This is a genomic window from Saprospiraceae bacterium (assembly GCA_016713025.1).
Taxonomy (GTDB): Bacteria; Bacteroidota; Bacteroidia; order Chitinophagales; family Saprospiraceae; genus OLB9.
Window position 1 is genome coordinate 1,841,567 of sequence record JADJPZ010000004.1, and the last position, 12,503, is coordinate 1,854,069.

A 12,503-nucleotide genomic window follows, 5' to 3' on the forward strand; every position below is an offset into this window, starting at 1 on the left:
TTTATGTTTTTCAATTTTGCTTCAAGGTTGAAAGCACTTGTTCAATCCTGATTTTCCATTCTTCCTGTACTTTTTTGTTTTCAGCAGGGCTTAATTGTGCCCCTATATCCTGATTGCCATGATCATGAGTATGATCGTGACCTTCATGCGCATGGGCATGATCGTGGCCTTCATGTTCACTATGATCATGATCGTGATGAATTCCAGGAACACCCACCATCTCTATTTTCCAATTGGCCACTTCTGATTTTAGCAACTTGAGAGAATCAATATTCCATGCATTTTTCCCTTGCGCCAACCGAGCGTCAAGTATGCTGTCGGCCATTTCGCCTAATGCAATGGCTTCATGCTGTACCCTGTCAGCCTCAACCAACAATGGATCAACATCATGTGTATGTTTACATGAATAAAAAATAAATAAAATAAAGGCGCAGGACAAAGTTTTCCAAAGCATTGATAATTTTTTTTTTAAAGAATGACAAATTTACAAAATGTCATTAAAATTTCATTCTGGTTTGATAAAAAAAATCAGCTGCCGAAATATTTACAGAAAAGAATGCAATGATTTTTCTATAATTGTTAATGCAACATTTATCTGTGTTTCGTTTATTACCAATGGAGGAGCGAGTCTGATTTTATTACCATGCGTAGGTTTTGCTAAGAGTCCGTTATCTTTAAATTCCATACAAATATTCCAGGCCAGATATGAGTCTTCTTCAGAATCTATCACAATGGCATTGAGCAATCCACGGCCTCTTACAGCGGTTACTAACCGGTTACCGGAAGCGATCAGTTCAAGTCCTTCCCTGAACAACTTGCCCATTCTATCCGCATTTTCAGGTAGTTTTTCATCTATTATCACTTTCAAAGCTTCCATAGCGACAGCGCTTGCCAGCGGGTTTCCTCCGAAAGTGGAACCATGCTCCCCGGGTTTGATAGTAAGCATCACTTCATCATTGGCAAGTACTGCAGATACAGGCATGACACCTCCTGATAGTGCTTTGCCCAGTATAACGATGTCGGGTTTGACACTTTGACTTTGGTGGCATTTCCCTGTTGGACAATGACAGTCACCGCAAGTTGCCAGTAGCCTTCCGGTCCTTCCCATACCAGTTTGTATTTCATCGGCTATAAATAAAACATTGTATTTTCGGCACATCAGGGCTACTTCTTTAAGATAATTGTCATCAGGTACAATCACACCGGCTTCACCCTGAATGGGTTCTACAATAAAAGCAGCATAATCCGGAGAACTTTTAAATGCATCTTCGAGTGCATTTAAATCATTAAAGGCAATAGTATCGATATTTGGAGTAAAAGGGCTAAAACCCTGTCTCGCACCTGTATCGGTAGAAGCTGATACCACTGAAAGCGTCCTGCCATGAAAATTATTTTTTGCAAATAAAAGTCTGGCTTTGTCTTTTTCAACACCTTTCACTTTATAGGCCCATTTTCTGGCTAGTTTCATGGCCGTTTCTACACCTTCCACACCGGAATTCATCATCAGAACTTTATCAAATCCAAATAATCCAGCCATAAATTCTTCACACTCACCCAAAAGATTGTTGTGAAAAGCCCTCGAAGTAAGTGTCAGCTTTTGAGCTTGTTCAATCATCACATTAACAATCCTTGGATGACAATGACCTTGATTTACGGCCGAATAGGCAGATAAAAAGTCAAGATACTGCTTACCATCTACATCCCAGACATAAACACCTTCACCTCTTTCTATTACGACCGGTACAGGATGGTAATTGTGAGCTCCAAACCTGAGTTCTCTATCTATGTAAGATTGTGTTTTTACTGATGTATTGGATGTAACAGTGGCCATATTTTAATTTTTTATAATGATATACTTTAAAAATACCAGTGCAAAGATAGATAAAAATCTTTAATTAAAAACATATTTAATTTTTAAAGTGTATTTTTGTGTCATATTTTATTTATTAATTGATAAATACACATAAAATGACACAATTTGCTGATCAATATGATTTGGAAATTTTAACCCGTCTAGAGCAGGATGGCAGGATTCCATTTTCAACTATTGCCACAGAGATGGGTATATCCAACACAATGGTGCATCAGAGGATTGCTAAAATGATGGATCTGGGGATTCTTAAGGGAGTGAAGCCAGTGTTGGATGAAAAAAAACTTGGCTTTGACTGGGCATCTTTCACAGGTATTACCTTGGATAAAGACCACAATTCTGAGAGAATTATTGAATCTCTAAAATCAATACCTGAAGTAACTGAGTGCTACTATGTCACCGGTGCATTTACACTCTTTGTGAGAATAAGTGCAAAAAACCATGAACACATGAGAAAAATTTTATACGAAAAAATTGATAATATACAGGGAGTATCAAAAACTGACTCTTTTATGGAGCTGGGATGCGCATTTAGAAGAAATATCGGTCTTAATATATAACAAAAGTTATATAGCGACACAGAAGTTTTGTGCTTATCTTTGTCCTTAAAAATAATTTTCACTATTTAACCATTTTTAATCAAATCCAACATGAGAACAAATCAACCAACAGCACCTTTTCGCTATTTAAAATTGACTCTTTTAGGTATTATTTTTCTGTCTCTTTTTGCATGCAATAATGATCCATACAAAGATGCCTTAGCCCTCATCCCTCAGGATACGCCAGATAAAAAACAGTATCTGATCAACAGCATAAATTATTTCAATGACGTCAATAATGCTCTCAATGTAAATCAAATGGATCAAAGGGGCAGGTCAATATCACCGACGCTAGCTCAAATACTTCATGACAACTACAAAGCATATCCAACTATGAAAGGTGATAGTATCAGAGCGATAACATTCAGTTACAGTAAAATTCTGCAATCATTAAAAAAGGCAGAATTTATTGATTTTGACAAAGTAGACGTCACTGTTATATTTGGAAGATATCCCCAAACATTGGCAGAAAACTACCTCAAAGAAATGAATGTCGACGCCAATACTTATGGTAGCCAATATTCAAACAACCTAACATGCGTACTCACTTACAGGACTCCGGATGTTGCATCAAAACAGGGATTTTATTGGTTTCCTGCGGGTCAATATGACAATGTCGGATCACCTTGTCCTACTTATTGTCCACACGAAGACAACAATTAATGTCGTCGTTGGAATTCATATTATTAAATTTGCCTGCTTACCAGCTCATCAATATTTTAGCTTTTATCCTGGGTATTATAAACTTCTCAAGGGGTAAGATTGGCTTACCCTTTTTTACCCTATATTTAGCTTTTTTAATAATACTTGAAGCTCTAAAGCTATATTGGGGACATCATTACAAAACCAATCACCTGATACTGAACATATCAGGAGCTTATGGGGTCCTATACTATTTATATGTCTATTATGATCATTTTAAAGAAAGGAAGTTAAAAAAGTTAATTCCTGTGGTTGCATTCCTTATTTTTTTATCATTTGTCTTTAGAGTAGAATTTGATGCCGAATCCATAAAACTAGAAAAATTAACTTATTTGGCGGGCATCACATTTGTTATTATACTGATTATCAAATATTTTTATGATATTTTGTATAGAGATCATTACAGGAGTATAACAAAAGATTCATTATTCTACTTTTCCTTAGGAATTTTCTTATTTTATGTATCATGTTTTCCAACTTTATTTAGTTTTGAAAAAATAAGCCAAACTGATTTTTTTTCAAAATTACTGGTTAAACTGCTACATATCGGAAATATATTTTTATCTTTAGGTTATTTAGGTGCTGTACTATGTATGACAAAACAGAACAAATAGAACTCATATATCTGGCAACTTTTATAATGCCTATCTTACTTGTGGTACTATTAGTATGGTTTTTGCTTGCCTACCAAAGAAAAAAAAATCAGTATGAAATTGAAAAAAAAGATGCATTACTGAGGGAGCAATCACTCATCATTGACAACCAAAAAGCAATTGAAAATGAAAGAAACAGAATTGCAGCAGAAATGCATGATGATCTCGGGTCAGGCCTTACAGTAATGAAATTTTTAAGTGAAAAAATAGTCAAAAGTACCCAGGATGAAAAAATAAAAGACGATGTAAATAAAATAGCCAAATACTCATCCAGCATGGTCGAAAATATGTCTGAAATCATTTGGGCGATGAATAGTAGATATGACAATATTGAAGGTCTGATTGGGTATTTACGTAGGTTTTCTACCGAATTTTTGGAGGACCGCAGCATAGAACATAGTTTTTGCTATGAAGGAAATGGTTTGCAAATGCCCATAAGTGGTGAAAAAAGAAGAAACATTTTTCTGGTAGTAAAAGAAATTCTCAATAACACAGTCAAATACTCCAATGCACAAAAAATCTGTATTCAAATTAAAATAAATAACAATCTTGAGATATTGATTAGTGAGGTAGGAGGTAAAGGTTTTGAATTAGAACATAAACTTCAGGAAGGTAATGGGTTGTTTAATATTCAGAAAAGAATCTCCACCATCGGTGCTAACATCACTTACAATAATACACCTGAAGGTATGAAAACAAAAATCCTTATGCCAATGAACATCAAAAATCAGGAAGTACATCTCAAAATTTAAATTGAATGGACCAAAATATTATACATATTACAATCATCGAGGATCTGACAGATGTAGCACTATTTGTCAAAGAAACCATCAATGCACAAGATGACATGAGGTGCGAGCATGTATATTTCAATGCAGAAGACGCCATGCAGTTTGTACCCAAACAAAAAACAGATGTCATCATAGTAGATATAGGTTTGCCTAGAGCCAGTGGAATTGATGCCATTACCTATTTAAAAAATGTATGCCCGAATATTCAATTTTGTATGTTTACAGTGTATGAAGATGATGACAAAATATTCAAGTCACTCCAAGCCGGGGCAAAAGGGTATATTTTAAAAAATGCAACTTCTGCAAAAATGCTCACTGCTATCAGAGAACTTTATGAAGGAGGATCCCCCATGTCCCCTACGATCGCAAGAAGAGTGATAGATTCATTTACCAACGTTAATCAACAAAATAACATAAAACTGCCGCTTACTGCAAGAGAAATGGAATTATTGACATTGCTGGCAAAAGGGCTGCTCTACAAGGAAATTGCAGAAAAATTATATATCACCACAGGCACAGTCAAACAGCACATCCATAAAATATATGAAAAACTGCAAGTCACAAACAAAACTGAGGCTATTTCAAAACTCAATTTCAATGGAAATCACTAAGCAACCGGCATATATGGTTATTGCAAATCACAAAGCAGATTTATTATTCCAAGCCGTTTCTTTGCACATCCAATTCTGAATAAGTTTCATTGATAAGCAAAAATCTATTAGCTTTGCATCAAAATATGTCGAGTTGAAAATCCTGCTGCTTATACCTCCCTTTACACAACTCAACACTTCGTACCCTTCCATTTCGTATATAAAGGGTTTCCTGAATACTCTCAACATTTCTTCATTTCAGGCTGACCTGAGTTTGGAAGTGATTCTGTCTATTTTTTCAAAAGCAGGGTTAAAAAATATTTTTGACCTGATCGAATCTACCGAACCTGAACTTTCAGAAAATGCGCACCGTATATTCACTCAGAGAAAAAAATACCATAACACAATTGATGCGGTGATGGCATTTTTACAAAACAAAAACCCAACCCTTGCACACATCATCAACAAAGGAGGCTTCCTTCCTGAAGCATCAAGGTTTCAAAATAATGAACATTATCTGCATGAATTTGGATCATTGGGCTTGCAGGATTTTGCCAGGCATTTATGTACTTTATATCTCGAAGACTTGGGTGATTTTATCTCAGAAGCTATTGATCCAAATTTTGGTTTTAGCAGGTATGCAGAGCGTATTTCACGCACAGCAACTCATTTTACCCCTATAGATCAGGCATTAAAATCGAAAAATTCTCTTGTCAGTGAGAGCATGTTAAAAATACTTAAAGGTCTTATCAATACACATAGACCCGACATGGTATGCATCTCCATACCGTTTCCTGGTAATGTTTTTGGTGCTTTCAAATGTGGCCAATTTCTTAAAAAATACTATCCTGAAATCACCGTTGTCATGGGAGGAGGATATGTCAATACAGAACTTAGAAATATTTATGATCCTCATGTATTTGATTATACTGATTACATTACACTTGATGATGGTGAGGCACCCATCCAGCATCTGATAGAACACCTTCAAAATACAAGACCTAAAAACCTGCTTAAAAGGACTTTTTGTATAGAAAATGGAGAAGTGATTTTCATCAATGGTTCAAAGGATTTTGATGTACCCCAAAGAGATACCGGCACTCCTGATTACTCTGATCTCCTGCTGGATAGTTACATTTCTGTTTTGGAAGTATTGAATCCCATGCATAGATTATGGAGTGACGGAAGATGGAACAAACTTACTTTAGCTCATGGCTGTTATTGGGGCAAATGTTCATTTTGTGATATCACGCTGGACTATATAAAAAGATATGAACCTTTGGCCGCATCACAATTATGTGACCGAATTGAAACTATCATTGGTCAAACCGGGCAAAATGGGTTTCACTTTGTAGACGAAGCTGCACCTCCTGCCCTATTGAGAGATTTATCTATCGAAATTCTAAAGCGCAACCTTAACATTGCTTGGTGGACGAATATCAGGTTTGAAAAAAGCTTTTCTCCAGACCTGTGTAAGCTCATGAGTGCCGCGGGTTGTATAGCTGTGTCAGGAGGACTTGAAGTAGCATCTGACAGACTCCTTGCTATGATGAAAAAAGGTGTCACAGTAGCGCAGGTTGCTCAAGTGTCACACGCTTTTCACAAAGCCGGAATAATGGTACACGCTTACCTGATGTATGGGTTCCCCACGCAGACTGCTCTGGAAACGATCGATAGCCTTGAAATGGTGCGGCAAATGTTTAAAACCGGAATTATTGAATCAGGATTTTGGCATCAGTTTGCTATGACGGCCCATAGTCCTGTCGGCACTGAACCGGATGCTTTTAAAGTCATACACATAGGTCCTGAATATGGCGGATTTGCGGAAAATGATTTTTTTCATAATGACCCATCCGGGACCAACCATGAGTTGTTTTCTGATGGGCTTAAAAATTCCTTGCACCAATTTATGCAGGGTTATGGTCTTGATGACAACCTACAGTCCTGGTTTGATTTTGCTATACCTGAGACCACAGTGCCAGATGATTTTATCCACTCAAAAATCAGTGAGCCATATCCAGGAATTGCTTCCGGAAAAATAATCTTATGGCTGGGAGGTGATGCCATTGAGATGATTTATCCTGAAAAAAGAAACAGAAAATCTAAAATATCTTCAGACTATGTTGAAATCATTTTTTCAGGAATTAAGGAAAACTATTCTTTACATTTACCCTTAATTATAGCCGAGTGGTTGATTCCTGAACTGGAAAAATTATCGCCATCATCTGCACAATCTTACAGTATTCATGAAATGGCACATAGTTATGAAAGTCACACAGGATTGTCATTTGAAGAATATTTTTCTTCTGACATTTTCAAACTTTTGCAGTCAAAGGGCTTACTCTTATTTTGATAAAGGAAATTCCAGCGAAGATACAGTTCTGAGCAAAATACCTATTTCATCAAAAATGTTTATCATCGTATCACGGTAACATCTCCTTTATATTTCCAGATCGTCCCATCTGAAAGTACAAGCTCAGCTAAAACTACAAATACTCCCGGTTGTACTTGCTTTCCGTTAAATAAACCATTCCATCCGGTGGAAATATCACCCGGAACAAGATCGTAGCCTGAATAAACATTTTCTGCCCAACGGTTAAAGATCTTTATGTAATTTATCTTTTCTATACCCCTTGTTTGTGGTATGTAGAAAAATTGATTTGAACCCAAAGAAAAAGGAGCAAAGACATTGGGTATTGCAGCTTCAATATCATTTTCAACTCTCACCAAAATAGCAGCATTCAATTTGCAAAAACCATCCAAAGAATACTCAACGTTGTATACAGTATTGACTAATGGATTTACCATAAGCTCCTTACAATTATTACAAATAGTTTTATCTCCTTGCTTCCATTTCACCACAGCTTTTCCCAATGGATCTGGACCAAGTTCAGGTTTGAGCAAGATTGAATCACCAAACTTTATTATTTTTTCTTTATCTATTTTGAAGGACACAACAGGACCTTGGGGTATGACGACTTGTTTTTCGATATTGCAGCCAAAGCTATCAGTTACCATGATTTTATAATCCCCTGGGTCCAAATTGAAAAATTGAGTTTGGCTTCCTTTTTTTACTCCATTCACTTGTACGGCATAAGGAGCACTGCCATTGAAAGCTGAAAGTATTAAAATTCCATTATCGATTTCACTGCATGTAGGTGTAACGACATCCACATTTAAATTTGTAAACTCCTGTGGCACTTCTTTAACTTCAACCTGACTAATTGAAATGCACTTATTAACACTATTTTTCAGTTCATAAAAATATAATCCGGATTTATTGACCCTAACGGATGAAGAGTTAGGAGATGAAAGAAAGTTTCCATTAGATGTGGACCATTTCGGTGTGACATTATTGGCCGGTTTTGTTCCTTCAAGATTCAATGATTTAATCTCACATTGTAATCTCCCTTTCACTGCAATACTATTGAAAGGCACTAAGGTATCCCTTATAATATTTACTTTAGCAGTATCTGTACATTTTTCCTGATTAGTGACCATTAAGGTAAATTCACCTGCCTCAGAAGTGTTGATAGTACCGGCGCTAAACACCATTTTAGATGGACTGACCCAAACACTTTTAAATCCTGGCTCGGTACTCAAAACCTTCAAGGTAGCATAATTTTTGGCGCAGTTGATAGTATCCATAGTGATTGTATATTTCGGTGGAATATCATTAACTTTCACATTAAACTTCTTCAATACACTTGTGCATCCATTTTTTGAAGTAGCCTGAACTAAATAATTACCTGGAATGTTAGTTTGAGGCGACTTTATATTTAAAATTTCACCATCAGGATAAACCCATTTGTATTTTTCAATTGTTGATGATGTACTGAAGGTAAGCAAGATAGGCGATGTATCACAAGGCAATATCACGGTATCCTGCATAAATATTTGTGGTTTTGTGATATTCTGGGTAACTTTTATTTCTGCTTTATCCTTGCAGCCGTTGACTCCTGTCACTGTCACTGAGTAAGTACCGGGGATAAATACTTTTGGCTGACCAAATTCACTCAAAAAAGCATCAGGACCATCCCATTCATATTTAGCTATATTTGATACTGGATGTACACCAATATTGATTTTTGCATTATCACAGGTAAGAGTATCCGTAAATGTTGAAAATTTAGGTAAGTCTACGTTTTTGAGTACATTAAATTGAGTATTTGTTACACATTGATTTCTTCCTGTAATCTTGAGAAAATACCAACCACCTTGATTGACCCTCAGAACACTGTCCGATTTTACATCGATAACTCCGGGGCCATTCCATTGATATTCGATCGCCTTTTCAGACAATACTACTCCGATATCAGTAACCAAATTCTTACAGGTCAAAGAGTCTGAAAAATGTTGAACGATTTTAGGCCGTATTGTGTCTGATAAAATGACAAGTAAACCTTCGGTCTCGCACCCTTCAGGATTGGTCAAGTAGAAAGTATACTCACCTCCAAAAGAAGTATTAAAAGAAAATGTTCCATTTGAAATGTCAATGGGGTTTGTCACATTTTTCCATATTATCTCATTGTTTGGGGTTTTGGGGATTACCTTTACTGATGACAACAAATTTTTACATGTGATTATGGATGATTCTACATCGTAACCCGGAAAATTTGTTTTTTCGGCTACTAATACTGTATCAGTTGATGTACAATTATTTTCAGAGGTATACTCTGCATAATAGCGTCCCGGTTCTTTTACGTTAAAATTAAAAAATGAGGAGTCTCTGTTGTTCCACCTTAATTTTCCTTTAGGTTGGACAAGATTTGTTAGTAAAGTGATTTCTTTTCTGGTACAAGTGATAGTATCAGGTTTCAATATCTTAAATGGCAAAGGCAATGTATCATACCCTATAGTAAAGTCAACTTTGGATTTACATCCATTTGGTGCTGTCCCTTCGACAGAGTAAGTACCACCTTTATAGGTAAAGACTTCCTGTCCTATTGCGCGATACCCGGCATCATTTCTCCAACTAAATTGAGTTCCTGTAATGGTTGAAGAGCCTGTAATACGTACCGAGTCCTGTTTACATATGAAAAAGCTAAAATTTGCCTGTATATTCGGTATTGTATCATTTCTCAGTACTTCAAAACTACCTTTGGTTTCACAATTGTTTACATTTACCAAAGAATACTCATACACACCAGTTTTTTTTGTAAAAAAGAGCTTTGATGTGGATTCAAAATTTTCTCCTTTTATTATTAGGGATTTAATATCATCATTTGTGAATAAAATTCTGGCACTATCTGTTTTGCAATTAATGGTATCTATTAATATCTTTGGACTTGGCTTCGCTCTTCGATCCATTACAAAATGATAATTTGTCTCTTCACAATCAGTAGTTGGATTTTTAATAGTCACTGCATATTGACCCTCATTCCAGACAAGAGGTTCGGCAGTCACTGAAGAAAAGCCATTCGGTCCTGTCCATGTGTAAGTAAATGAATTGACTTCACTCATGGGGTTAAATGCAACAAATTTAATAGTATCTTTTCCACATGTCAAAGAGTCAACAATATACTGGATATTGGGAATATCAGTGGAATCACTCAGGATAATCGATTCAACACCAAAACAACCATTTATACCCTCATATTCTATCGTATATTTACCTTTTCCGCTTACTACAGGCTCTAAAAATTTTGACTTAAAGCCACCCGGACCAGTCCATGTCAATTGTTTTAGTTCTTTATTCGTCTGTACCCTTATCGTAACAGAGTCAACTTTACAAGAGAATTTGTTTGCTGAAATTTTAAGAATCGGCACATCGACATCTCTGGTGACATTAAAATCACTTGAAGCAAGGCAACCATTGACGCCTGAAGTAATTGTCACTTGATATCGACCAGTTTCTTTTATTTCCGGCATAGCTGACGTAGATGTAAAACCATTGCCGCTCCATTTATATTTATTTATCGAGTGATTTGATTGGACTATTGGTGTTGTAAAGCTTTTATCGCAATCAATATTTAACCCGGTAAGTGATAAAGTTGGTGTTTTCTTATCGGTTTCAATCAGAATGTCGAAGTCCTTATTACATCCATTGGTTCGGTTCAAGACTCTTAACTGATAATTACCACCTGTCAGAAAAAATGGTTCTTTTACATTTGTATATTGAGGGGCAACTCCAGTCCAGGTATATTGGTATTCAGTAGCTGATACATTGTGTACATTCTTGACATATGCTGTATCAGCAATACAAGTAATTTTATTCACTTCGATCATAGGATCAGTGAATCCAATGTTCTGACCAATGAATACTGAATCCACAGAGATACAACCATTCAGCCCCTTGACCGTAAATACGTACCAGTCGCTTTCAGTAACATTGATTCCATTACTGAGAATAGTAAATGGGTGGTTGTTTCTGGATGTCCATTGTTGCTCAATTACCGGCCTGGATAGAGTAAATCGAATAGTCACATTTTTCTTTTGGCACGTTAATGTGTCTTTCGTAAAGGTCATATTTATAAAACTATTATCTCTGAATATCGTCTTTGAAATGGAGTCTGTACACCCAGATTGTTGGCTAGTAATGACAAGGTTATAATTTCCTTCTTTGCCAATTATTAGATTTGGCTGAGTACTGTCACCTAAAATAGTCCCATTAATTGTTTTCCAAAGATACTTTACATCAGGAAGAATAGTTCCAGAATTGATACCTTGAAGAACCATCGTGGGGTTGGCACAGTTCAAAGAATCCATTGGAGCTATGATTTGTGCCTTTGGTCTTATGATCTCTAGATCCAAAACGACAGTAGTATCACATATTGGGCCTTTAACTTTTATAGAGTAGTTTCCTTGCTGACTGAATTTTTGCCCTCCGATTTCAAATACTTGTCCATCACAGATGGATACTCTTTTTATTACAATAGATGGCGGAACTGAAATAGTTACAGTCATACAATTCTTTGACAATCCCGCACAAGCTCCCCTTTCAAACAGAAGTTGCCTCAAACCATCAGGCGAAATAGATGCGCCCTGCAGTGGCAATACAGATGATTGTGACCTTGCGTACTGAATCCCACAAATAGTATACGTGCCGGGGGCCAGCATTCTTAAATCAGGACTCTTCTCATATTTAATGATTGACGATTCGTTGAAAATAACATTTGTATATTCGTAAACATTATTATTCTGGACAGGAGATGTGTATGTTTTGTTGATATTGATTAATAATGCAGGGTCTTTCTCACATACAGCTATATTCGGATTGTTAATCGTTCCTGGATCAATATTGCAATCATTGCATTGCAAACCTTCAGTTTGACAATAAATCAGTTGGGCACCTAATA

At 36.2% G+C, this 12,503-nt stretch carries 9 protein-coding genes; 6 read left to right on the forward strand and 3 right to left on the reverse strand.

The features are described from left to right. Positions 1–10: 10 nt before the first annotated feature. Both IPK35_14210 and rocD read right to left on the reverse strand, forming a co-directional pair. Complete coding sequence (locus IPK35_14210) at positions 11–454, reverse strand: hypothetical protein (protein MBK8054376.1); 444 nt, start codon at positions 452–454, stop codon at positions 11–13. 90 nt (positions 455–544) lie between these two features. Beyond that, positions 545–1,831 (reverse strand): ornithine--oxo-acid transaminase, encoded by a 1,287-nt coding sequence (rocD, locus tag IPK35_14215; GenBank protein MBK8054377.1) that lies wholly within the window; start codon positions 1,829–1,831, stop codon positions 545–547. A 137-nt stretch (positions 1,832–1,968) separates the two neighbouring features. Here rocD and IPK35_14220 point away from each other — a divergent pair, with 137 nt between their 5' ends. The 6 genes from IPK35_14220 to IPK35_14245 all read left to right on the forward strand — a co-directional run bounded on the left by IPK35_14220 (position 1,969) and on the right by IPK35_14245 (position 7,558). Then, positions 1,969–2,430, forward strand: a complete 462-nt coding sequence (locus IPK35_14220; protein MBK8054378.1) for an Lrp/AsnC family transcriptional regulator — start codon at positions 1,969–1,971, stop codon at positions 2,428–2,430. A 90-nt stretch (positions 2,431–2,520) separates the two neighbouring features. Further along, the gene (locus IPK35_14225) at positions 2,521–3,132 is read left to right on the forward strand and encodes a hypothetical protein (GenBank protein ID MBK8054379.1); all 612 of its coding nucleotides are present in this window, start codon (positions 2,521–2,523) and stop codon (positions 3,130–3,132) included. Between the two features lie 8 nt (positions 3,133–3,140). Beyond that, entirely contained in the window at positions 3,141–3,785 is a 645-nt protein-coding gene (locus tag IPK35_14230) for a hypothetical protein (GenBank protein MBK8054380.1), read from the forward strand. Next, positions 3,761–4,576 (forward strand): hypothetical protein, encoded by an 816-nt coding sequence (locus IPK35_14235; GenBank protein MBK8054381.1) that lies wholly within the window; start codon positions 3,761–3,763, stop codon positions 4,574–4,576. The genes IPK35_14230 and IPK35_14235 overlap by 25 nt, the downstream gene beginning before the upstream one ends. A 17-nt stretch (positions 4,577–4,593) precedes the next feature. After that, positions 4,594–5,226: a response regulator transcription factor gene (locus tag IPK35_14240; protein ID MBK8054382.1), complete on the forward strand. Its 633-nt coding sequence runs from the start codon at positions 4,594–4,596 to the stop codon at positions 5,224–5,226. Between the two features lie 106 nt (positions 5,227–5,332). Next, positions 5,333–7,558, forward strand: a complete 2,226-nt coding sequence (locus IPK35_14245) for a radical SAM protein (protein MBK8054383.1) — start codon at positions 5,333–5,335, stop codon at positions 7,556–7,558. Between the two features lie 62 nt (positions 7,559–7,620). Here IPK35_14245 and IPK35_14250 read toward each other — a convergent pair whose 3' ends face one another. Beyond that, positions 7,621–12,465 (reverse strand): gliding motility-associated C-terminal domain-containing protein, encoded by a 4,845-nt coding sequence (locus IPK35_14250; GenBank protein MBK8054384.1) that lies wholly within the window; start codon positions 12,463–12,465, stop codon positions 7,621–7,623. Positions 12,466–12,503 lie beyond the last annotated feature (38 nt).